General features: G+C 72.5%; 22 protein-coding genes and 1 pseudogene. 9 read left to right on the top strand and 14 right to left on the bottom strand.

Annotation, left to right across the window (positions count from 1 at the left end; genetic code table 11):
• Positions 1-7: 7 nt before the first annotated feature.
• The 8 genes and pseudogenes from OCT49_RS20910 to OCT49_RS20875 form a co-directional block, all read right to left on the bottom strand.
• Positions 8-2053 carry an NADH-quinone oxidoreductase subunit 5 family protein gene (locus OCT49_RS20910; protein WP_283853385.1) on the bottom strand — a complete coding sequence of 682 codons (2046 nt, stop codon included), beginning with the start codon at positions 2051-2053 and terminating at the stop codon, positions 8-10.
• A complete protein-coding gene (gene nuoK, locus OCT49_RS20905) occupies positions 2050-2481 on the bottom strand; it encodes an NADH-quinone oxidoreductase subunit NuoK (protein ID WP_283853384.1) in 432 nt (143 codons plus the stop codon). Before nuoK ends, OCT49_RS20910 begins: the two co-directional genes overlap by 4 nt.
• Complete coding sequence (locus OCT49_RS20900) at positions 2481-3080, bottom strand: NADH-quinone oxidoreductase subunit J family protein (RefSeq protein WP_283853383.1); 600 nt, start codon at positions 3078-3080, stop codon at positions 2481-2483. Before OCT49_RS20900 ends, nuoK begins: the two co-directional genes overlap by 1 nt.
• Positions 3077-3697: a NuoI/complex I 23 kDa subunit family protein gene (locus OCT49_RS20895; RefSeq protein ID WP_283853382.1), complete on the bottom strand. Its 621-nt coding sequence runs from the start codon at positions 3695-3697 to the stop codon at positions 3077-3079. Before OCT49_RS20895 ends, OCT49_RS20900 begins: the two co-directional genes overlap by 4 nt.
• A complete protein-coding gene (locus tag OCT49_RS20890; protein ID WP_283853381.1) occupies positions 3697-4665 on the bottom strand; it encodes a complex I subunit 1/NuoH family protein in 969 nt (322 codons plus the stop codon). Before OCT49_RS20890 ends, OCT49_RS20895 begins: the two co-directional genes overlap by 1 nt.
• Positions 4662-5809: pseudogene (locus OCT49_RS20885) on the bottom strand (NADH-quinone oxidoreductase subunit C). Before OCT49_RS20885 ends, OCT49_RS20890 begins: the two are co-directional and overlap by 4 nt.
• On the bottom strand, positions 5806-6546 hold the full coding sequence (locus tag OCT49_RS20880; protein ID WP_283853380.1) for an NADH-quinone oxidoreductase subunit B: 741 nt from the start codon (positions 6544-6546) through the stop codon (positions 5806-5808). Before OCT49_RS20880 ends, OCT49_RS20885 begins: the two are co-directional and overlap by 4 nt.
• Complete coding sequence (locus tag OCT49_RS20875) at positions 6537-6953, bottom strand: NADH-quinone oxidoreductase subunit A (RefSeq protein ID WP_283853379.1); 417 nt, start codon at positions 6951-6953, stop codon at positions 6537-6539. Before OCT49_RS20875 ends, OCT49_RS20880 begins: the two co-directional genes overlap by 10 nt.
• A gap of 199 nt (positions 6954-7152) precedes the next feature.
• Between OCT49_RS20875 and OCT49_RS20870 the strand changes: the two genes are divergently transcribed.
• The 5 genes from OCT49_RS20870 (at position 7153) to OCT49_RS20850 (ending at position 14177) form a co-directional block, all read left to right on the top strand.
• Complete coding sequence (locus tag OCT49_RS20870) at positions 7153-8394, top strand: sensor histidine kinase (protein WP_283853378.1); 1242 nt, start codon at positions 7153-7155, stop codon at positions 8392-8394.
• 120 nt (positions 8395-8514) lie between these two features.
• Complete coding sequence (locus OCT49_RS20865) at positions 8515-9870, top strand: sensor histidine kinase (RefSeq protein ID WP_283853377.1); 1356 nt, start codon at positions 8515-8517, stop codon at positions 9868-9870.
• A 187-nt stretch (positions 9871-10057) separates the two neighbouring features.
• The gene (locus tag OCT49_RS20860; RefSeq protein WP_316248378.1) at positions 10058-10732 is read left to right on the top strand and encodes a response regulator; all 675 of its coding nucleotides are present in this window, start codon (positions 10058-10060) and stop codon (positions 10730-10732) included.
• Between the two features lie 387 nt (positions 10733-11119).
• Positions 11120-13075, top strand: a complete 1956-nt coding sequence (locus tag OCT49_RS20855) for a 2-oxoacid:acceptor oxidoreductase subunit alpha (protein WP_283853376.1) — start codon at positions 11120-11122, stop codon at positions 13073-13075.
• Positions 13076-13175: 100 nt separating this feature from the next.
• Complete coding sequence (locus OCT49_RS20850; RefSeq protein ID WP_283855883.1) at positions 13176-14177, top strand: 2-oxoacid:ferredoxin oxidoreductase subunit beta; 1002 nt, start codon at positions 13176-13178, stop codon at positions 14175-14177.
• A 225-nt stretch (positions 14178-14402) separates the two neighbouring features.
• On the opposite strand, the gene OCT49_RS20845 is transcribed toward OCT49_RS20850, so the two are convergent.
• Positions 14403-14807, bottom strand: a complete 405-nt coding sequence (locus tag OCT49_RS20845; protein ID WP_283853375.1) for a winged helix-turn-helix transcriptional regulator — start codon at positions 14805-14807, stop codon at positions 14403-14405.
• A gap of 108 nt (positions 14808-14915) precedes the next feature.
• Here OCT49_RS20845 and OCT49_RS20840 point away from each other — a divergent pair, with 108 nt between their 5' ends.
• From OCT49_RS20840 to OCT49_RS20830, 3 genes are all read left to right on the top strand, one after another.
• Entirely contained in the window at positions 14916-15776 is an 861-nt protein-coding gene (locus OCT49_RS20840; RefSeq protein WP_283853374.1) for an SDR family oxidoreductase, read from the top strand.
• Positions 15777-16179: 403 nt separating this feature from the next.
• The gene (gene rarD, locus OCT49_RS20835; protein WP_283853373.1) at positions 16180-17172 is read left to right on the top strand and encodes an EamA family transporter RarD; all 993 of its coding nucleotides are present in this window, start codon (positions 16180-16182) and stop codon (positions 17170-17172) included.
• A gap of 70 nt (positions 17173-17242) precedes the next feature.
• Positions 17243-18859, top strand: a complete 1617-nt coding sequence (locus OCT49_RS20830; RefSeq protein WP_283853372.1) for an FAD-dependent monooxygenase — start codon at positions 17243-17245, stop codon at positions 18857-18859.
• A 105-nt stretch (positions 18860-18964) separates the two neighbouring features.
• Here OCT49_RS20830 and OCT49_RS20825 read toward each other — a convergent pair whose 3' ends face one another.
• Positions 18965-19369: an SRPBCC family protein gene (locus OCT49_RS20825; protein WP_283855882.1), complete on the bottom strand. Its 405-nt coding sequence runs from the start codon at positions 19367-19369 to the stop codon at positions 18965-18967.
• A complete protein-coding gene (locus OCT49_RS20820) occupies positions 19369-19983 on the bottom strand; it encodes a CGNR zinc finger domain-containing protein (RefSeq protein ID WP_283853371.1) in 615 nt (204 codons plus the stop codon). Before OCT49_RS20820 ends, OCT49_RS20825 begins: the two co-directional genes overlap by 1 nt.
• Before the next feature lie 22 nt (positions 19984-20005).
• Here OCT49_RS20820 and OCT49_RS20815 point away from each other — a divergent pair, with 22 nt between their 5' ends.
• Entirely contained in the window at positions 20006-20455 is a 450-nt protein-coding gene (locus tag OCT49_RS20815; protein ID WP_283853370.1) for a VOC family protein, read from the top strand.
• 125 nt (positions 20456-20580) lie between these two features.
• Here the strand turns inward: OCT49_RS20815 and OCT49_RS20810 are convergent, their stop codons facing one another.
• Genes OCT49_RS20810 through OCT49_RS20800 form a run of 3 tightly spaced genes read right to left on the bottom strand, consistent with a single transcriptional unit; the run spans position 20581 to position 22616 of the window.
• Positions 20581-21756 (bottom strand): methyltransferase domain-containing protein, encoded by a 1176-nt coding sequence (locus OCT49_RS20810; protein ID WP_283853369.1) that lies wholly within the window; start codon positions 21754-21756, stop codon positions 20581-20583.
• A gap of 12 nt (positions 21757-21768) precedes the next feature.
• Positions 21769-22359 carry a hypothetical protein gene (locus OCT49_RS20805; RefSeq protein WP_283853368.1) on the bottom strand — a complete coding sequence of 197 codons (591 nt, stop codon included), beginning with the start codon at positions 22357-22359 and terminating at the stop codon, positions 21769-21771.
• On the bottom strand, positions 22356-22616 hold the full coding sequence (locus OCT49_RS20800; protein ID WP_283853367.1) for a hypothetical protein: 261 nt from the start codon (positions 22614-22616) through the stop codon (positions 22356-22358). The genes OCT49_RS20805 and OCT49_RS20800 overlap by 4 nt, the downstream gene beginning before the upstream one ends.
• Positions 22617-22664: the final 48 nt, after the last annotated feature.

Raw genomic sequence — 22664 nt, 5'->3', positions numbered from 1 at the left:
TCACGGCTCACGACCCGGCGTTGAGGTTGGCGAGGACGACGGCGGCGATCGCCAGGACCAGGGAACCGGCGAGCAGCGCGCCGAGGTAGGTCTGCACGTTGCCGGTCTGGGCGCGGCGGACGGCGGTGCCGAGCAGGCGTGCGCCGGCTCCGGAGCCGTGGACGTAGGTGTCGACGACCTCGCGGTCCAGGAAGCGGACGAGGCTCGCCGCGGCCCGGACGGGGCGGACGAAGAGCGTCGTGTACAGGGCGTCGAGGTGGAAGCCCGCGGCGGCCGGGCGGTGGAGCGGGCCGAGCAGCAGGCGGCCGGGGTCGGCCGGGTCGGGGACCTCGCCGTCGGTCCCGTAGGCGGCGGTGTGCGCCGACAGGGCCTGGGCCTCGACGAGGGCGGGTTCGGCCTCGGGGTGGGCGACGACCGTGCCGACGGGGGTGCGGGCGGCGAGCGCCGAGGTGTGGCGCCAGGCGGCGTAGGTGACGAGGCCGCCGACGAGGCCGACGCCGGTGGAGAGGACGGCGGTGGTCACGGACGGGGTGAGGGTGTTGCCGTCGAACCATTCCGTGAGCGCGCCGGCGGCCAGTCCGAAGGCGATGGTGGGGGCGGCGAGCACCCACAGGGTGGCGGTCATCGCGGTGGGCTGCCGGCCGTGGTCGGGGGCCTCGGCGCCGCGGCCCCGGAAGGCGAGGAGCCAGAGGCGGGTGGCGTACGCGGCGGTGAGGGCGGCGGCGAGCAGTCCGGCGACGAGTACGGTCCAGCCGGCGGCGGCCGGGGCGACGTCCCGGTCCCCGAGCGCGGTGTGCTCGGCGGCGACGAGGACGGCTTCCTTGGAGAAGAAGCCGGCGAACGGCGGGATGGCGGCGAGGGCGAGCAGGGCGACGGTCATCGTCCAGTAGGCGTCCGGGACGCGCTTGGTGAGGCCGCTCATCCGGGACATGGCGGCCAGCGAGTTGGTCCCGGCGGCGTGGATGACGACGCCCGCCGCGAGGAAGAGGACGGCCTTGAACGCGCCGTGCGAGAGGAGGTGGAAGACGGCGGCCCCGCGGTCGCCGACGGCCAGGGCGCCGGACATGTAGCCGAGCTGGCCGATGGTCGAGTAGGCGAGGACGCGTTTGATGTCGTCCTGGGCGAGGGCGGCGAGGCCCGAGCCGATCATCGTGACCGCCGCCATGACGGCGAGGACGACGAGGGCCGCGCCGGACGCGGCGAAGACGGGGAGGAGGCGGGCCACGAAGTAGATGCCGGCGGCGACCATCGTCGCGGCGTGGATCAGCGCGGAGACGGGGGTGGGGCCGGCCATCGCGTCGGGCAGCCAGGTGTGCAGGGGGAACTGCGCCGACTTGCCCGCGACGCCCGCGAGGAGCAGCAGGGCGATGAGGGTGGGGTGGTCGAGGCCGCCGTTGGCGACGGCGGCCAGGATGCCGGTGATGCGGAACGTGCCGGTGTCGGCGGCGAGCGCGAACAGGCCGATCAGGAAGGGGACGTCGCCGAGCTTGGTGACCAGGAAGGCCTTGAGGGAGGCGGCGCGGGCCTCGGGCGTCTCCCAGTAGTGGCCGACGAGGAAGTACGAGCAGATGCCCATGATCTCCCAGCCGACCAGGAGCACCATCACGTCGCCGGAGTAGACGACGAGCAGCATCGCGGAGGTGAAGAGGGAGACGAGCGCGGCGTACGAGGGGTAGCGGGGGTCGTCGCGCAGGTAGGCGGTCGAGTAGATCTGCACGCAGGTCGCGACGAGTCCGACCAGGACGGCGACGAGGACGGCGAAGCCGTCGAGGTGCAGGGCGAGGTCGATCGGGACGGAGCCGGTGGGCGTGAGCTGTGTCGCCGCGTCGATGGCCCGGCCGCCGCCCTGGCGGGAGGCGACGAGCACGGCGAGCACGAAGGAGGCGAGGGTCGGCAGTACGGCCAGGGGGCGTACGTATCCGGGGGAGAAGAGGAGCGCGCGAAGCCCCTTCCCGGGGCGGTGGCAGGAGGCGGGCGGGCCGAGGAGAAGACCGGCCGCGGCGCCCAGGAAGGGAAGGAGGGGGACGAGGACGGCGAGGGTCGTGGTGGTCACGCGGTGGCCTCTGCCTTCTTTGCCTTCCCTGCCGCAGCAGTGGCCTGGTCTTCGGTGCCGGTGTCGGGTTCGGTGCCGGGTCCGTCGTCGGGTCCGTGGTCGGGGAGGGATTCGGCGGCGTCGGTCTCGGCGGTGTCGCGGAGGCGGTCGATGTCCGAGGTGCCGCGGTTGCGGTACACGGCGAGGACGATCGCCAGGCCGATGCCGATCTCCGCCGCCGCGACGGCGATGGTGAAGAGGGCGAGGGCCTGGCCGGCGTGCAGGGTGTCGCGGAGCCAGACGTCGAAGGCGACCAGGTTGAGGTTGACGGCGTTGAGCATCAGCTCGACGGACATCAGGACGAGGATCGCGTTGCGGCGGGCGAGCACGCCGTACAGCCCGACGCAGAAGAGGAGGGCGGCGAGCACCGCGGGGTAGGCGAGGTGCATCAGCTCTGCTCCTTACCGCGCTTGCGGGACAGGACGACCGCGCCGACCAGGGCGGCGAGCAGCAGGACGGAGAGCGCTTCGAACGGCAGCACCCAGTGTCGGAAGAGGGAGGAGCCGGTGACCTCGGTCGAACCCCGGGCGGGTCCGTCCAGGTCGATCCAGGTGGTGCGGAAGGCGTCGACGACGACCCAGACGAGTGCGCCGGCGGCGGCGACCGCCACGCCGAGGGCCGCCCACCGGTTGCCCGAGTCGGCGTCCGGGGAGCGGCCGATGGGGGCCTTGGTGAGCATCAGCCCGAAGAGGAGGAGGACGACCACGGAACCGACGTAGATCAGTACCTGCACCCAGGCGATGAACTCTGCGGTGAGCAGGAGGTACTCGACGGCGAGCCCGCCGAGCGCCACGACCAGCCAGAGGGCTGCGTGCACCAGTTGCCTGGTCGTGACGGTGACGAGGGCCGCGCCGAGGGTGGCGAGGCCGACGAGGAGGAAGGCGATCTCGACGCCGGTCGGCGAGAGGAAGCCGGAGGGAGCCGTGGTGGTCGCGGGGGTCGCGGTGACCGCTGTGGCCGCGGTGACCGCGGTGGCTGCGAGTGTCACTCCTCCCCCTCTGCTTCCTGCTGGTTCTGCCGGGTTTCCCGAGTCTGGTTCTGCTGGGCTTCCTGGGCGCGTTGGGCTTCGAGTTTCTCCGCGGTCTTGCGGGCGGCGGCGATCTCCTTCGGCTCCTCGGCGCCGGGGTCGAGCGCGGGCGGTTCGGGCACCGTCCACATCCAGGCGCGGAGTTTGTCGCGCTCGTGGGTGAGTTCGAGGATGTCCGTCTCCGCGTACTCGAACTCCGGTGACCAGAACAGCGCGTCGAAGGGGCACACCTCGATGCAGATGCCGCAGTACATGCAGAGCGAGAAGTCGATCGCGAAGCGGTCCAGGACGTTGCGGCTGCGTTCGCGGCCCCCGGGAGCGGCGGCGGGCACCGTCTCCTTGTGGGAGTCGATGTAGATGCACCAGTCCGGGCACTCGCGGGCGCAGAGCATGCAGACCGTGCAGTTCTCCTCGAACAGCGCGATGACGCCGCGGGAGCGGGGCGGGAGCTCGGGCTGGACGTCGGGGTACTGGGCGGTGACCGTCTTCCGCGTCATCGTCCGCAGGGTGACGGCCAGCCCCTTGGCCAGGCCGGAGCCGGGGATGCGGGGCCGGGAGGGCGGGTGCGACGCGGTCATCAGTTGATCGCCACCTTCACGATGCCGGTGAGCGCGATCTGCGCGAGGGCGAGCGGGACGAGGGTGGTCCAGGCGAGCTTCTGCAGCTGGTCCTCGCGCAGCCGGGGGTAGGTCACCCGCAGCCAGATGACGACGAAGGCCAGGACCGCGGTCTTGAGGAGCGTCCAGACCCAGCCGAGTCCGTCGGCGCCGAGCGGGCCGTGCCAGCCGCCGAGGAAGAGGACGCTGGTCAGCGCGCACAGGACGACGATGCCCGCGTACTCGGCGAGCAGGAAGAGCGCGAAGCGCAGCCCGGTGTACTCGGTGTACGCGCCGAAGATGATCTCCGAGTCGGCGACCGGCATGTCGAAGGGCGGGCGCTGGAGTTCAGCGAGCCCGGCCACGAAGAAGACCAGGGCGCCGACGATCTGCCAGGGCAGCCACCACCACTCGAAGGCGTCGAGGATGCCCGTGAGGGAGACGGTCCCGGCCGCCATCGCGACGGACGCGGCGGCGAGCAGCATCGGCAGTTCGTACGCGAGCAGCTGGGCGGCGGTGCGCAGGCCCCCGAGCAGGGAGAACTTGTTGGCCGATGCCCAGCCCGCCATCAGCGAGCCGAGCACCCCGACGCCCATCACGGCGAGCACGAAGAAGATGCCCGCGTCGACGACCTGCCCGACCGCGCCCTCGCCGGGCCCGACCGGGATGGCGACGAGCACGAGGAGGTACGGCAGGAGCGCGACGGCCGGGGCGAGCTGGAAGACCCGGCGGTCGGCCCGCTCCGGGACGATGTCCTCCTTCTGCGCGAACTTCACGCCGTCCGCGACGAGCTGCGCCCAGCCGTGGAAGCCGCCCGCGTACATGGGGCCGAGGCGGCCCTGCATGTGGGCCATCACCTTGTGCTCGGTCTGCCCCACGACGAGCGGGAGGACCATGAACGCGGCGAAGACGATGACGAGCCGGAGGGCGACGTCGAGTACGTCGTTCACGCGGTATCGCCTCCGTCGGGGGTGTCGGGGGTGTCGGGACTGTCCGGGGCCTCGGAGGCTCGGGGAGTCTCGGGGGCTTTGGGTGCCTCAGGAGTCTCGGGTGCCGGGGGTGCCGGAGGTGACGCGGGTGCCTCGGGGGGCGTGTCCGGGTCGAAGGCCGGGCGGGCGTGGTGCCAGGGGGCGTCGCTCGTGCCCGCGCCCGGCTTGTCCGTGCCCGTGGCCGGCTTCGCCGGGGCGGGGGACGGTTCGGCCGGGGCGGGGGTCGGCTCGCGGTGCTGGCTCGCCGAGCCCTGCGAGGCGCTCCGGTTGCGGCGCGGCCGCGCGGCGCGCGCCGGGCCCGTGCCGGGGCGCCCGCCTCCGGAGCGCCCGCCTCCGGGGCACCGGCCCCGAAAGCGCCCGTCTCCGGGGTGGCCGTCGCGGCGCGCTGGCCCGCCGAGCCCTCGCTCGCGCTGCGGCTGCGGCGCACGGGGCGGTCGCCCGCCGCACGCGGGGTGCGGGCCGGGCGGGACGGGGCGGGCGGGAGCTGCCCCTTCAGGGGGCCCCACTCGTTCGGGTCGGGGACGCCGGGCGGCAGCATCGTGCGCCGCTTCGGGCCGCCGTGCTCCGACTCGCCCGGTTCCTTCGCACCCGGCCACGCCTTGGCGACGCGTGCCGCCAGCACGAAGTCCTTGCGCAACGGGTGGCCCTCGAACCCCTCGGGCAGCAGCAGCGGCACCAGGTGCGGGTGGCCCTCGAAGCCGATGCCGAACATCTCGTGGGTCTCGCGCTCGTGCCAGGCGGCGCCCGCGTAGACGCCGACGGCCGTGGGAAGGGCGGCGGCCTCGTGCGGAACGGTCGTACGGATCAGGAGCCGCCGGACCCCGCTGCCGGTCAGGGCCACGACATGGGCGCAGACCCGGAAGCCGGTGCCCGGTTCATCGACCGCGCTCAGCCAGTCGAAGTAGGTGCAGCCCAGCCGGTCGCGGGCCGTTTCGAGGGCGGGGATCCAGGAGTCGGCGGGTACGTCGACGGTCAGCAGCTCGTAGGCGCGCTCGGCCGTTGCGCCCTCGCCGAAGAATTCGGCGGCGGCGTCCGGCAGCCGGTCGTGGGCCTCGGCGACGTCAGGCAGCCGGTCGTGGGCCTCGGCGGCTTCGTTGCCGGTCATGCGCGCTCCTCTCCCGGGCTCTTTCGCCCGCCGTCCGCTCCCGGAGATCGCGCGTCATCCGTCCCAGGAGCCTGCGGGGCTTCCGGGCTCTCCGGGGCTTCCGGAGTCTCCGGGACCTGCGGAGCCTGCGGGGCGGTGATCAGGCCGCTGCGCAGTGCGGCGGTGGAGGGACGGCCGCCGCCGCCCGTCGCGTACCGCTCCCCCAGCGACTCGCGGGCGATCTTCTCCTGGAGCTTGAGGATGCCCTGGAGCAGCGCCTCGGGCCGGGGCGGGCAGCCGGGGACGTAGACGTCGACCGGGATGATCTGGTCGACGCCCTTGGTCACGGAGTACGAGTCCCAGTAGGGGCCGCCGCAGTTGGAGCAGGCGCCGAAGGAGATGACGTACTTGGGCTCGGGCATCTGCTCGTACAGCCGCTTCACGGCCGGGGCCATCTTGTCCGTCACCGTGCCGGAGACGATCATCAGGTCGGCCTGGCGGGGGCCGGGCGCGAACGGGATCACGCCGAGCCGGATGAAGTCGTGCCGGGCCATGGAGGCGGCGATGAATTCGATGGCGCAGCAGGCGAGCCCGAAGTTGAAGACCCAGAGGCTGTAGCGGCGGCCCCAGTTCAGGACCACCTTCATCGGCTCGGGTGCCAGGCGCGACAGGACGCCGAGCCGCTTGGGCTCCGGCAGGAAGGTCGGCACGGGCTGCTGCTCGGCTCCCCCGTCGGCCGGCGTACTGGTCACGTCCATTCGAGGACGCCCTTCTTCCATGCGTAGAGCAGTCCCACGGCCAGGAAACCGAGGAAGATGAACATTTCGATCAGCGTCGTCGCCCCGTATCCCGGCGCGGCGAATACCGTCGCCCACGGGAACAGGAAGATCGAGTCGACGGCGAAGATCACGTACAGGAAGGCGTAGACGTAATAACGGACCTGGGTGTGCGCCCAGCCCTCGCCCACCGGGTCCACGCCGCATTCGTACGTCAGGAGCTTCTCCGGCGTCGGCACCACGGGGCGCAGCAGTCGGCCGGCCCCGAAGGCGACGGCGACGAACAGCACGCCGATCACGGCGAGCAGTCCGACCACTGAATATCCGTCGAAGTAGTCCGACGCGAGAACGGCCGGTGTCGATTCCGGCAGGTTCGACAGGTCTGCCATGTCCGCCCCTCGCTCCCCTGGAATCCGTGAATACGTCCGGTGGTCCGTACGCACGGGAGTCTAGGCCCTGTTAAAGGAAGGGTAAGCAGCCACATCGGGCAAAGAGCCCTCCGGGAATGCCCCGGGGTGGGGTTATCCCCACCCCACCTCACCCATGAGCCCCATGGCGTGCGCCGATCCGTACCGGCAGGCTGGGCGCATGACCATGAGCCCCCAGGTGCCGGACGAAGACCGGCCGCCGCCCGCCCGCATCATTCCCGACCGGTGGACGTGGAAGGAGATCGGCCATCTTCTGGCCGACCTGCCGCTGACCATCGTCGGGTTTGTCTACGCGGTGTGCATGATCGGTGTCGGTGTGGCGCTCTCGGTCACCGTGGTCGGTCTGCCCATGCTCGCGGTCTCGCTGCACGGGGCGCGGCTGATCGGCCGGGCCGAGCGGGGCCGGGCGCGGGCGCTGCTCGGGGTCCGGATCGACGAGCCGAGCCCGATGGTCCTGTCGCGCCGGGAGACGGGGTTCTTCCCGTGGCTGTGGTCGAGCATCAAGGACCCGGTGGGCTGGCGGGCCGTGCTCTACTGCTTCATCCGGCTGCCCTGGGGGGTGGTCGCCTTCGGGGTGACGTTGGTGAGCCTGCTCGTGCTGTGGCCGGTGCTCCCGTACATCACGCGGTTCCTCGGCAACGCGGACCGGCTGATGGTGCGCGGGCTGCTGTCGCCCTCCGACGAGCTGGAGCGCCGGATCGCAGAGCTGGAGGCGGACCGGGGCGTGGTCGTCGACACCGCCGCCGCCGACCTGCGCCGCATCGAACGCGACCTCCACGACGGCGCCCAGGCCCGCCTCGTCGCCCTCGCCATGGGCCTGGGCCTGGCGAAGGAGAAGCTCACCGCCGACCCGGAGGCAGCCGCGCGCATGGTCGACGAGGCCCACGGCGAAGTCAAGATCGCCCTCCAGGAACTCCGCGACCTCGCCCGCGGCATCCACCCCGCCGTCCTCACCGACCGCGGCCTCGACGCCGCCCTCTCCGCCATCGCCTCCCGCTGCACCGTCCCCGTCACCGTCACCGTGGACCTCCCGGCGCGCCCTGCGGAGGCGATCGAGGGCATCGCGTACTTCACCGTCTCCGAGCTGCTCCAGAACGTGAGCAAGCACAGCGCGGCGCGCTCGGCGACCGTCGAGGTCTGGCGCACCGACGACCGGCTCATGCTCCAGGTCACCGACGACGGCCGGGGCGGCGCCAGGATGGACGGCGGTACGGGGATGGCGGGGCTGGCCGAACGGCTGGGCGCCGTGGACGGGCTGTTCGTCCTGGACTCGCCGGTCGGCGGGCCCACCACGGTCACCGCCGAACTGCCCTGGCGCGACCGCGACAGCGGCCCGTCGAAGCCGAAGAAGGCCGGGGCAGAACCGAAGAAGGCCGGGACGGAGCGCCTCCGGCACGGCTGAGCGCCCGTACGGACCACGACAAAACTCCCCCGGCGGACCCGCACCACCGCCAGCACCCCGCACCGCCGACGCCCCCGCACCCCGACCAGCAGCAGGAACCGAGAGGAAACGGACACACCCATGGCCACGGCATACGGACCGGACACGCGGGACCCCCAGCGGTCCGGGGCCGGTCCCGGGGAAGCCTCCCCGCTGAAGAGACTGCTGCCCGCCGCGCTGCGGGCCCCGTTCGAGGCCAGGACCTGGCGCGAGCTCACGTACCAGGTGCTGAGCCTGCCGATCGGCGTGGTCCTGTTCAGCTTCTCGATCACCCTCATGACCCTGGGCGTGGGGACGCTGATCACCTTCCTCGGGGTCCCGATCCTGGCCGGCACGCTGGCCCTGTGCCGGGGCTTCGGCGCGCTGGAGCGGGCGCGGGCGCGGGCGCTGCTCGGGGTGGACGTGGCGGCCCCGGCCCCGGTGCGCGGGGCCACCGGCGGCCTGACGTCGTGGATGGGCGCGTCCCTGAAGAGCGGGGCGTCCTGGCGGCACCTGCTCTACACGCTGCTGCACCTGCCGTGGACGCTGTTCGCCTTCTCCCTCGCGGTGCCGCTCTGGATCTGCGGCTGGGCCCTCCTCACGTATCCGCTGTGGCGCTGGACCCTGCCCTCGCACCTGACCCGCGACGGCATCCAGCTGTACTCCGACCGCAACCACACGACGACCGTCGACACCCCGGTCGAGCTGGCGCTGGCCTTCGCGACCGGCCTGGTGCTCCTGCTGGTCACGGCGTGGGTCATCCGGGCGCTGGCGGGCGTGGACCGGATCCTGGTGCGCGGGCTGCTCGGCCCGTCCCGGCTCGCGACCCGGGTCTCGGAGCTGGAGTCGGACCGGGGGGTCGTCGTCGACACCGCCGCCGCCGACCTGCGCCGCATCGAACGCGACCTCCACGACGGCGCCCAGGCCCGCCTCGTCGCCCTCGCCATGGATCTGGGCCTGGCGAAGGAGAAGCTCACCGCCGACCCGGAAGCCGCCGCCCGGATGGTCGACGAGGCCCACGGCGAAGTCAAGATCGCCCTCCAGGAACTCCGCGACCTCGCCCGCGGCATCCACCCCGCCGTCCTCACCGACCGCGGCCTCGACGCCGCCCTCTCCGCCATCGCCTCCCGCTGCACCGTCCCCGTCACCGTCACCGTGGACCTGGCCGACCGTCCGGCCCAGGCGATCGAGGGCATCGCGTACTTCACCGTCTCCGAACTGCTCCAGAACGTGAGCAAGCACGCCCGGGCCACCCACGCCTCCGTCGAGGTCTGGCGCACCGGCGACCGCCTCATGCTCCAGGTCACCGACGACGGCCGGGGCGGCGCCGATCCCGCGGCGGGCAGCGGGCTGGCCGGGCTGACGGAGCGGCTGGACGCAGTGGACGGCGTACTGGCCGTGGACTCCCCGCCGGGCGGCCCGACCCGGATCACCGCCGAGCTCCCCTGGCGCGGCTGAACCGGGCCCGGAGGACGGAGGGGCCCGTACGGACGGAAGGGCCTGTACGGACGGAAGGGCCTGTACGGACGGAGGCGGGCGCCCCCGCAACAGGACAAGGAAAAACCGCACCGCCGATACTGGGATGCTGGGGACCGTACGAACGGGACCGAACAGCTGGGACGGACCAGTGGGGGGACGCGGCTTCATGGTGGAGGACAGGGTGCGAGTGGTCATTGCCGAGGATTCGGTGCTGCTCAGGGAAGGGCTGACCCGGCTGCTGACCGATCTGGGGCACGAGGTCGTCGCCGGGGTCGGGGACGCCGAGGCCCTGATCAAGACGGTGAACGACCTGGCGGGGCAGGACGCCCTGCCCGATGTGGTGGTCGCCGACGTGCGGATGCCCCCGACCCACACCGACGAAGGGGTGCGGGCGGCCGTGCGGCTGCGGAAGGAACACCCCGGGATCGGGGTCCTGGTCCTATCGCAGTACGTGGAGGAGCAGTACGCGACCGAGCTGCTGGCCGGTTCCAGCCGGGGCGTGGGCTACCTGCTGAAGGACCGGGTCGCCGAGGTCCGGGAGTTCGTGGACGCGGTGGTCCGGGTGGCGCAGGGCGGGACGGCTCTGGACCCGGAGGTGGTGGCGCAGCTGCTGGGCCGGAGCCGCAAGCAGGACGTCCTGGCCGGGCTGACGCCGCGCGAGCGCGAGGTGCTCGGGCTGATGGCGGAGGGCCGGACGAACTCCGCGGTGGCCAAGCAGCTGGTGGTGAGCGACGGCGCGGTGGAGAAGCACGTCAGCAACATCTTCCTGAAGCTGGGGCTGTCCCCCAGCGAGGGGGACCACCGGCGCGTCCTGGCCGTCCTGACGTACCTGAACTCCTGACCCGCCCGCGGCCGGACCCCGTGCCGTGCGTGGTGGTGCAGCCGCACCCTCATGGATAGTTGACGGTACGTCAGATAACGTGCCGCCCCTCGGACCCGCCCGCCCGGATCGAAGCCCGCCCGCATTCCGCCCCACCCCCGGTCCAACCCCGGTCGAACCCGGCGGGAGCAGGGGGGGCCTAGCACCAAAGGATGAGGCCGTGAAGGCTCCGTCGGGCGGCCGAGGGGCGTACAAAATGCGACAAAAAGGGATCGATTTGCGTCCCGAGATCACGTCCATCATGTGATCGGTCCGGGGAAGGGGACCCTTACAGACGTAGGGTGGGCCATGGGGACCGTCGGCGGGCCGGCCGGTCCCGAACCGCCGCCCCGAGGGAGGTCCAGTTCAGTGACCAGCCAGGTCAGTAGCCCAGCCGAACAGGCCGATGAGGCCAACGAGGCGCTCGTCGGGGGACAGCGCGCCCCCCGCCCCGGTCACGCCGAAGCAGGCGAAAAAGAGATCCGCCGTCTGGATCGGGTGGTCATCCGTTTCGCGGGTGACTCGGGGGACGGCATGCAGCTCACGGGGGACCGTTTCACGTCGGAGACGGCGTCGTTCGGGAACGATCTGTCGACGCTGCCGAACTTCCCGGCCGAGATCCGGGCTCCTGCGGGGACCCTGCCGGGGGTGTCGTCGTTCCAGCTGCATTTCGCGGACCACGACATCCTCACGCCGGGGGACGCACCGGACGTGCTGGTCGCGATGAACCCGGCCGCGCTGCGGGCGAACCTCGCCGATGTGCCGCGCGGTGCGGAGATCATCGTGAACACCGACGAGTTCACCAAGCGCCCGATGGCGAAGGTCGGCTACGACACCAGTCCCCTGGAGGACGGGTCGCTGGAGGGCTACCGGGTGCATCCGGTGCCGTTGACGACGCTGACGGTCGAGGCGCTGAAGGAGTTCGGCCTGTCGCGCAAGGAGGCCGAGCGCTCGAAGAACATGTTCGCGCTGGGGCTGCTGTCGTGGATGTACCACCGCCCGACGGAGAACACCGAGGCGTTCCTGCGGCGGAAGTTCGCGAAGAAGCCGCAGATCGCCGAGGCGAACGTGGCGGCGTTCCGGGCGGGGTGGAACTTCGGGGAGACGACGGAGGATTTCGCGGTCTCCTACGAGGTCGCTCCGGCCGCGCATGCCTTCCCGGCGGGGGTGTACCGGAACATCTCGGGGAATCTGGCGCTGTCGTACGGGCTGGTCGCCGCGTCCCGGCAGGCGGACCTGCCGCTGTATCTGGGGTCGTATCCGATCACGCCGGCCTCCGACATCCTGCACGAGCTGTCGCGGCACAAGAATTTCGGGGTGCGGACCTTCCAGGCCGAGGACGAGATCGCGGGGATCGGGGCGGCGCTGGGTGCGGCGTTCGGCGGTTCGCTGGCGGTGACGACGACGTCCGGTCCCGGGGTGGCGCTGAAGTCGGAGACGATCGGGCTGGCGGTGTCTTTGGAGCTGCCGCTGGTGGTGGTGGACATCCAGCGCGGCGGGCCCTCGACCGGTTTGCCGACCAAGACCGAGCAGGCGGATCTGCTGCAGGCCATGTACGGGCGCAACGGCGAGGCCCCGGTGCCCGTCATCGCCCCCCGCACCCCGGCGGACTGCTTCGACGCGGCGCTGGAGGCGGCCCGGATCGCCCTGACCTACCGCACGCCGGTCTTCCTGCTGTCCGACGGCTACCTCGCCAACGGGTCCGAGCCCTGGAGGGTCCCGGAGACTGGTGAGCTGCCCGACCTGCGGGTCCGGTTCGCCACCGGCCCCAACCACCAACTGGCCGACGGCACCGAGGTGTTCTGGCCCTACAAGCGCGACCCGCAGACCCTGGCCCGCCCGTGGGCCGTGCCCGGCACGCCGGGCCTGGAGCACCGGATCGGCGGCATCGAGAAGCAGGACGGCACCGGGAACATCTCCTACGACCCGGCCAACCACGACCACATGGTCCGCACCCGCCAGGCCAAGATCGACGGCATCACCGTCCCGGACCTGGAGGTCGACGACCCGGACGGCGCGAAGACCCTGGTCCTGGGCTGGGGCTCCACCTACGGCCCCGTCACCGCCGCCGTCCGCCGCCTGCGCAACGACAACACCCCCATCGCCCAGGCCCACCTGCGCCACCTCAACCCCTTCCCCCACAACCTCGGCGACGTCCTGAAGCGTTACGACAAGGTCATCGTCCCCGAGATGAACCTCGGCCAGCTCGCCACCCTCATCCGCGCCAGATACCTGGTCGACGCCCGCAGCCACACCCAGGTCAACGGCATGCCGTTCAAGGCCGAACAGCTCGCGAAGGCTCTCAAGGAGGCCATCGATGCCTGACACCACCACCAGCACCACCACCGGCACCGAGACCGCCACCGGCGCCGGCACGGGCAACCAGCTCCTGAACCTGGTCCCCCGGGCCGAGGCCAGACAGACCATGAAGGACTTCAAGTCCGACCAGGAAGTGCGCTGGTGCCCCGGCTGCGGCGACTACGCCGTCCTGGCCGCCGTCCAGGGCTTCATGCCCGAACTCGGCCTCGCCAAGGAGAACATCGTCTTCGTCTCCGGCATCGGCTGCTCCTCCCGCTTCCCCTACTACATGAACACCTACGGGATGCACTCCATCCACGGCCGCGCCCCCGCCATCGCCACCGGCCTGGCCACCTCCCGCCGCGACCTGTCCGTCTGGGTCGTCACCGGCGACGGCGACGCCCTGTCCATCGGCGGCAACCACCTCATCCACGCCCTGCGCCGCAACGTCAACCTCAAGATCCTCCTGTTCAACAACCGCATCTACGGCCTCACCAAGGGCCAGTACTCCCCCACCTCCGAAACCGGCAAGATCACCAAATCCACCCCCATGGGCTCCCTCGACGCCCCCTTCAACCCCGTCTCCCTCGCCCTCGGAGCCGAAGCCACCTTCGTCGCCCGCACCATCGACTCCGACCGCAAACACCTCACCGGCGTGCTGCGCGCCGCCGCCGACCACCCCGGCACCGCTCTGGTCGAGATCTACCAGAACTGCAACATCTTCAACGACGGCGCCTTCGAGGCCCTCAAGGACAAGGACCGCGCCCAGGAAGCCGTGATCCGCCTCGAACACGGACAGCCCGTCCGCTTCGGCCCCGACCACACCCGGGGCGTCGTCCGCAACCCCGACACCGGCGACCTCGACATCGTCACCGTCACCCCCGACAACGAACACCGCATCCTCGTCCACGACGCCCACCACCCCTCCCCCACCACCGCCTTCGCCCTCTCCCGCCTCGCCGACCCCGACACCCTCCACCACACCCCCATCGGCGTCCTGCGCGACATCCAACGCCCCGTCTACGACACCCTCATGGCCGACCAGCTCGACACCGCCGTCGAACAGCACGGCAAGGGTGACCTCGGCGCGCTCCTCGCCGGCAACGACCACTGGACCGTCGTCGGCTGACCACCCGCCACCCGCCCGCACCACCGCACCACCGCCGTTGCCGGACGGGCCCCACGGCCCGCCCGGCAACGCCGTACCGGGACCCGGCCCGGTCGGCGCCCACCATGACGCCATGGCCCCCGACCGCCCGGCGCGCGAGAACTTCGGGCCGAACGCCGCGCAGAGCGTCGCCCTCGCACAGAGGGTCGCCACCGCACAGAGCGTCGCCCTCGTCCTGCTCGTCGACTACGAGGTGCGCGAGGCGTGCGCCTTCTGTGCGTCGTACGTCTCGCGCGCGGCCTGCACCGCGCCCAGGCGGCTCTCCGTCCAGCGCCCCAGCGCGTCCACCCGCTCGGCGGCCTCCCGGCCCAGGGCGGTGAGCGAGTAGTCGACCCGGGGCGGGATCACCGGCTTCGCGTCCCGGTGCACGAAGCCGTCGCGCTCCAGCGTCTGGAGGGTCTGGGCCAGCATCTTCTCGCTGACGCCGCCCACCTCGCGGCGCAGTTCGCTGAAGCGGTACGAGCGCTCCAGCAGCACGACCAGGATCAGGACGCCCCAGCGGCTGGTGACGTGTTCGAGCACCAGCCGGGAGGGGCACATCTCCCCGTTCGCCATCACTCCGGGCCACCGGCCCCTGTTACTTACGTCCATGCCAGTACCTTACTTCAAAGTGGGTACTTTCGATTGGTTAGTGCAGGTCTTACGGTGAGCTCAGGGGCCCGGACAAGTGCGGGCACCACCCCCCAGGAGGAGAACCACATGAGCATCGTCGTCACCGGAGCCACCGGAGCGCTCGGCCGTCTCGTCGTCGAGGAGCTGCTGGCCACCGTGCCCGCGAGCGGGATCGCCGCCGTCGTGCGCGACGCGGAGAAGGCGGCCCCGCTGGCCGGACGCGGCATCGAGCTCCGCGTCGCGGACTACGACCGGCCGGAGTCGCTGAAGGACGCCTTCCGGGCCGGCGACCGGGTGCTGCTCATCTCCGGCAGCGAGGTCGGCCGCCGCGTGCCGCAGCACACCGCGGTCATCGGGGCGGCCGGGGCGGCGGGCGTCGCCCAGCTCGCGTACACCGGCATCCTGGGCGGCCCCGACGCCGACTTCCGGCTGGCCGACGAGCACCGGGCCACCGAGCGGCTGATCCTCGAATCCGGCCTGCCCCACACCTTCCTGCGCAACGGCTGGTACACCGAGAACTACACGGCCAACCTCGCCCCGGTCCTGGCGCACGGCGCCGTCGTCGCCAACGCGGGCGAGGGCCGGGTCGCCTCCGCCACCCGCGCCGACTACGCAGCCGCGGCCGCCGCCGTACTGACCGGCGAGGGCCACATCGGCGCGGCCTACGAGCTGAGCGGCGACGTCGCCTGGTCGCTGGCGGAGTACGCGGCCGAGGTCGCGCGGGCCACCGGCAAGGAGATCGCGTACCGGAACGTCCCCGCCGCCGAGCACCGGGAGATCCTGGTCGGCGCCGGTGTGCCCGAGCCCTTCGCGGAGCTCCTCGTCGACGTCGACGAGGCGATCGGACGCGGCCGGCTCGCCGGCACGAGCGGTGACCTGGCCCGGCTGATCGGCCGCCCCACGACCCCGCTCGCCAAGACCGTGGCCGAGGCCGTCGCCGCAGCATGACCACGATGCGATCCGCGTACGCGGCCCGGTACGTGTACGGGGCGCGATCCGTGACACGGCCCGATCCGGGACCACGACGCGATCCGTGTACGCGGCCCGGTCCGTGACCACGGCGGGATCCATGGACACGCGCGGCCCGTGACCACGACGCAATCACGGCGGTCCGGGCGTCTCGCCGGCCGGGAGTCCCGGCTCGCGGGGCGCCTCCCGCGCGCCCCGTCGGCCGACCGGCGCCCCGGCGCACCACCTTCGCCGCGAAAGCGACCCTGCCGCATCACCGCTCCCGCCCGCCCCGCCCGTCGGACGTCATGACCGTAATGCGATACGGGTATGACTTGCGGTCCTCACGGCGCTACCGTCATGCAGTTGACGGAGCAACCGAATCGACAAGCCGGGAGGGCCCGTGAAGGGGAACAACGAACAGCGGGCCGGACTCCTGTCCGGCTTCGCGGCGTACGGCATGTGGGGGCTCGTCCCGCTCTTCTGGCCGTTGATGAAGCCCGCCGGGGCGGTCGAGATCCTCGCCCACCGCATGGCCTGGTCCCTCGGGTTCGTCGCGATCGCGCTGCTGGTGCTGCGCCGCTGGGCCTGGATCGGCGAGCTGGTGCGCCAGCCCCGCAAGCTCGCCCTGATATCGGTGGCCGCGGCCGTGATCACGGTCAACTGGGGCCTGTACATCTGGTCCGTGAACCACGACCACGTCGTCGAGGCCTCGCTCGGCTACTTCATCAACCCGCTGGTCACCATCGCCCTGGGCGTGCTGGTCCTGGGCGAACGGCTGCGTCCCGCCCAGTGGGTGGCGGTGGGCATCGGTGCCGCGGCGGTGCTGGTGCTGGCGATCGGCTACGGGCGACCGCCGTGGATCTCGCTGACGCTGGCGTTCTCCTTCGCGCTGTACGGGCTGGTGAAGAAGAAGGTCAACATGGGCGGCCTGGAGTCGCTCACCGCCGAGACCGCCGTGCTGTTCGTGCCCGCGCTCGGCTATCTGCTGTGGCTGGGGGCGCGGGGCGAGTCGTCGTTCACCTCCGAGGGGCTCGGCCACGCGGCCCTGCTGGCCTCGACGGGCCTCGTCACGGCGGTCCCGCTCGTCCTGTTCGGGGCGGCGGCGATCCGGGTACCGCTCTCCACGCTGGGCCTGTTGCAGTACCTGGCGCCCGTCTTCCAGTTCGCCCTGGGCGTCCTGTACTTCCACGAGGCGATGCCGCCGGAGCGGTGGGCCGGGTTCGCCCTGGTGTGGCTGGCCCTCACCCTGCTGACCTGGGACGCGTTCCGGACGGCGCGGCGCACCAGGATGCGGGTGCGGGAGGCCCGGCCGGCGACGGAGCGGCCGGAGCACCGGGAGCAGCGGCCGTCGCCGTCCCCCGTTCCCCACGAGGCCACAGACACACAGATTTAGTTACCCGGTTGCTTTTTTAACTCGGTTACGTTTCTCTGGAGGTCCACGGAAACACGACCGAGGAGTCCGCATGCCCGCGACAGCACCCGTCGCCTCCGAACTCACCTCCGAACCCGCCTCCGCACCCGTCCCCGTGCTCGTCGTCGGTTCGGGCCCGACGGGTCTGACCCTCGCCTGCGACCTGGCACGGCGCTCGGTCGACGTACGGATCATCGACCGGTCCGAGGAGTTCCCGCGCAGCTCGCGGGCCAAGGGCCCCAACCCCCGGTCCCTGGAGGTCCTGGAGGACCTGGGCATCGTCGACCGGGTGCTGGCGGAGGGTTCCGCGCCGCTGCCCATGCGCAAGTACCGCGACGGGCTGCCGATCGCCGACGCCGACCCGTCCGCGGGGGTGCACCCCACGCCGGACGCCCCGTACGCCCACGGCCGGCTGATCGCCCAGTGGCAGCTGGAGGAGATCCTGCGCGACCGGCTGGCGGAGTACGGCGTCCACGTCGAGCTGGGCACCGAGGCGGTCGGTCTGTCGCAGGGGCCCGGGTCCGTGACCGTCGCCCTGGCCGACGGCCGGAGCATCGGGGCGCGGTACGTGGTGGGCTGCGACGGCGGCCACAGCCCGGTGCGCAAGATGCTCGGCCTCCCGTTCGAGGGCAGGACGGCCGAGGAGCAGGTGATGGTCTGCGGGGACGTCGAGGTGGAGGGGCTCGACCGCTCCCTGTGGCACCAGTGGTTCGACGAGGACGGGGCCGTGATGCTGTGCCCGATCCCGGGTACGCGGGCGGGCTGGTGGTTCCAGGCGGGGCCCGAGCGGGACGGGGCGGGGGCGCCGGTGCCGCCCTCCCCGGAGAGCTTCCGGCGGCTGTTCGCCAAACACACCCGGCTGCCGGCCGACCGCCTCACCCGGGCCGCCCTGCTGTCCACGTACCGGGTCAACGAGCGCATGGTGGACCGCTACCGGGTGGGCCGGGTGTTGCTGGCCGGGGACGCCGCGCACGTCCACCCCATCGCGGGCGGGCTGGGCATGAACACCGGCATCCAGGACGCGTTCAACCTGGGCTGGAAGCTCGCCCGGGTCGCCACCGGCCGGGCGTCGTCCGCGCTGCTGGACACCTACGAGGAGGAGCGGCTGCCGGTGGCCGCCTGGACGCTGGGCGTCTCCTCGGAACGGCTGCGGGCCACCCTCGAAGCGATCGAGCGGCCGGGCGGCGGCCTGGACACGGCGATCACCGAGCAGACGACGGGGCTGGACCGGGGCTACCGCTGGAGCTCGCTCTCCCCCGCCGGTGCCACTGGTGCCGCCGATGCCGCAAGCGACCTGCGGGCCGGTGACCGCGCCCCCGACGCCCCCTGCCGCGACACGGCGACGGGCGGGCCGGTCCGCCTGTTCGAGGCGTTCGCCGGGCCGCACTTCACGCTGCTGGGCTTCGGCCCGGACACGGCGGACGCGCTGCGGGCGGTGGAGGCGGCGTACGGCGACACCGTGCGGGCGTACGGGGTGGACGCGGGAGCCCCGCGCGACCTGGCCGACGACGCGGGCCACGCCCGTACCGCGTACGGGGTCGGACCGGGCACCGGCGCCCTCGTGCTGGTCCGCCCCGACAACCACGTGGGGCTGATCGCCCCGGCGACGGGGAGCGGGGCGGTCGAGGACTACCTCGACCGGCTGGTGGGGACGGCCGGCGCGGCCTGACCCCGGGCGGCGGGACGCTCAAAAGGCGCCCCGCCGCCCGGACTCCACCTTCTTGCTTCCTTGCTTCCCTGTTTCCTCGCCCCCGGCCCCTGCTCCCTGCCCCGGTCAGCAGAGCGCCCCGGCGACCTCGTCCATCACCCGCCGCCAGTGCGCGCGGCGCTCCTCGCGTTCCGCCGCGCTCGCCAGGTGTTCCTGGTGGAAACGCAGGACCGACTTCGCGCCGCCCGCGCCGGGCGCGGGCGAGACGGTGACCTGGACGGTCGTGGACCCGTGGGTGAGCCTGATCCGGCTGCCGGGGCGGTGGCCGCGCAGCTCACCGGCCACCCCGTCGGCCGTGCGGTACGGCTCGCCCTTCTCCGTGGGCAGCCCGCCCGCCCCCTCGACCGGCCCGAGCCAGAGCCGTACGCCCTCCCGGCCCGTGAGGAAGTCCCAGACGGCCGCCGGGGGCAGGGGCAGGGTCCGCGAGACGCCGATCTCCCAGCCCGCGTCCTTCGTCAGTCCGGTGGGCATCATGACTCCTTCGGGGTGTGCCGGGCACGGTGGGCCCGTACCTTGTGGAGGTTTCCGCAGCGCTCCATCGCGCACCAGCGCCGCCTGCCCGGCCGCGAGGTGTCGACGAAGAGCAGCTTGCAGCTGTCGGAGCCGCATTCACGGACGCGGTCGGCGTACGGGCCGGTGAAGAGCTCCACCACGTCCCGGGCGACCGTCGACAGCAGGGCGGCCCCGGTGGCTCCCGGGGCCCAGGCCAGGGCCCCGGTGGCGGGGTCGATACGGGGGACGAGCGGCGGTTCGGCCGCCACCGCGTTCACCACGGCGAGATCGGACCGGGCGAGGGCGCGGCCGTGCGCCTTGTCGGCGGTCAGGCGCCACAGCGCGGCCCGCAACTCGTGCGTCCGCGCCAGCTCCTCCTCGCTCACCGACAGGGACAGCCCGCCCGGCAGCCGGCTCTCGCCCGCCCAGCGCACCAGGTCGTCGGGGGTGTGCAGCACCTCGTACGCGGTGTACCGCGCGTGCCCCCCGGTGGGCAGCAGCTCCAGGCACAGGGCGCCGGGATCGAAGCGGTAGGGACGGCCCTCCGGCGTGTGAAGTACCAGCCCCGGAGCGTCCGTTGACGACTCACTCATGTAACCACTATAAACGGTTTCCATGACCTTGCACTGGAAAGTCGTCATCGACTCGACCGACCCGCACGCCCAGGCCGCCTTCTGGGGCGAGGCCCTCGGCCACCTCGTGGAGGACCACAGCGTCCTGATCGAGCGGCTGCTCGGCTTCGGCGCGGTCCCCGAGGACGTGACGCTGATGGCGCACGACCGCCGCGCCTGGCGCGACCTCGCGGGGGTCCGCCACCCGGACGACCCGTACGACGAGGACAGCGGGGCGGGCCTCGGCCGGCGGCTCCTGTTCCAGCGCGTCCCGGAGGCCAAGACGACGAAGAACCGCCTCCACCTGGACGTGCACGCCGAGCCGGGCCGGCGCGAGGCCGAGGTCGAGCGCCTGGTGGCCCTGGGCGCGACGGTGGTCCGCGAGGTCGCGGACCAGGGCGGCACCTGGACGACGCTCACCGACCCGGAGGGCAACGAGTTCTGCGTGCATTAGCCCCGCCCCCGTTCACCCGCCCGGACCGCCTCCGGCCGCCCGGACTGCCTCCGGCCGACCGGGGGCGGTTCGGGCCGGCCGGGGCGGTGGCGGAACGCCGGACGGGGCGGGCCCGTCGGCGGTTCTCAGACGGGCCAGGCCCGGTCCGGGGTGTCCAGCCAAGCGGTCTGCCCTTCCGCCGTCACGGTGAGCCCGAACCGCTCGTACCCGGGGCGCCCCTCGCCCTCCCACCAGCCGTGTGCGGCCTCGGCCTCGTCCCAGAGCCGGCGGGAACCCGACTGCCAGACGCGGGCGGTGCCGCCGTCGCGGAACATCACGCACGCCCAGGAGCGGTCGGTGAGTCCGTAGAACCAGACGGGCCGCGCTCCGTCCCGTTTCTCCGCCACCACGTGGTGGCAGTGGGGCACCCGGAGACCGACCGCGAACCGCCGGGGACCGAACCGCTCCCCCAGGAACGCGTCCTCCGTGAGCCGGGTGGACGACGTGTCCCGGTCCTCCGGGCCGCCCACCACGTAATCACCATGGACGACCGGGGAGAGCCGCTGGGCCCGGAGCTTCATGAACTCGACCGGTCCGGTGAAGAACCCGGACGCGCTCCTCCCGTCCGGGGCGACGACGAGCCGGGCCACGCAGTCGCCGTTGCCGTAGTGCGTCCCCCAGGGAACGACGATCAGCCCGCCCGGCCGGGTCTGCTCCACCCAGGCGAAGGGGACGCGGCGCGTCCCGGCGGTGACGACGACCCGGTCGTACGGGGCGGCCCCGGGGTGGCCTTCGCACCCGTCCCCGTGGATCACCCGCACCGCGGCCCCGAACCGGCCCAGCGCGGCCCGCGCCCGCCCGGCGACCGCCCCGTCCACTTCCACCGTGACGACGTTCTCCGCACCGGCCCGGTGGGCCAGCAGGGCGGCGTTCCACCCGGTCCCGGTGCCGATCTCCAGCACCCGGTGCCCGGGGCGCACGTCCAGGTCCCGGAGCATCCGGAACACCACGCTCGGCATGGATGCCGACGACGTGGACACCTGCCCGGGTTCATGCCCGACGTGCCGCCCGTCGTCCCACTGGGTGACCACGGGCACGTCCGCGTCCGCGTACCGGTACCAGGTCTCCGGATCGTCCGCGCGGGACACGGCGGTACTCGCCCCCGCACCCATGTCGAAGGGCCACATCAGCTCGGGGAGGAACGCCGACCGGGGCACGGCCCGGAAGGAAGGCGCCCATTCCGGGAGGAGAGCCCCGCCCGACATGAGGACGCGCCCCAGTTCGGTCCAGCCGGGACGCTCCTGACACGTGTCGGCAATCATGGGATGGCCACCTCACTTCTTGGGCGGGTTGGGGACGCCAGGGCCTCCGTCCGGAGTCGGCGGAAGCGGCGGTCCGGGCCACGGCTCACCCGGCAGACCATCGCCCCCGCCGCCACCATTGTTCTGAAGAGTGCAGTCGGTCATGCCCCATTCCTTCCGGTTGTCGTTCAGTCGGTTGTGCTCGGCGAGGCGGTTACGGATCAGACGGTTCGTTCGGGGTGCATGGAGAGGACGTACGGAGAGGGTGTACGTGCAGTCGCCGTCGGGGACGACGACGAGGAGCGGGTTGCCGTTCTTGAGGTGGGCGTGGGCGGCGCGCTGGCCGGCACGGTCCTGGTACCAGGCGCGCAGCTCGGTGGGGTGGTCGGGGCCGGGGGTGCCGGGGAGGCGCATGGAGGGCTGGACCCAGGCGGAGCGTTCGGGGTCGGGATCGAGCCGGTCCACGATCCACAGCGCCTGCCCGCCGAGCCAGCGCAGGGCGAGGACGGGGGAGATGGTCCGGAAGGTGCCGAGGACGTACCGCGCGGTCTCCCCGGTGCCGTACACCAGCCCCTCGGCGACGGCCTCGCACCGGTAACTGCCGGGCTGCCAGGTCGCGTTCACAGGATCCGCCCCGCGCTCCGGGCGTTGCACCGGGCGGTCTCGGCTCGCAATCGCTCTATGGGCTCCGGGGGCCGTACATGCGCCGGCTCGGCCTCCCACTCCGTCCCGCCGCAGACCGGCCGCAACGACCAGTACGGACCGGACACCCCACGGAACTCACCCACCCGATTCCGGTGGCCGGTATCCACCAACAGCGTGCCAGGGGAAGGGACTTGTGGGGGTTCCTGCTGATGCTCAGCAGCATTCACTCCAGACACCACCGACTCCTCTCCGTAACGGTTCCGCTACCAAGGGGGATCAGCGTG

It is taken from the genome of Streptomyces sp. ML-6 (genome assembly GCF_030116705.1).
In the GTDB taxonomy this organism is placed as follows: domain Bacteria; phylum Actinomycetota; class Actinomycetes; order Streptomycetales; family Streptomycetaceae; genus Streptomyces.
Note: the sequence above shows the minus strand (reverse complement) of the source record. Positions and strands in the feature narration are given on the sequence as shown.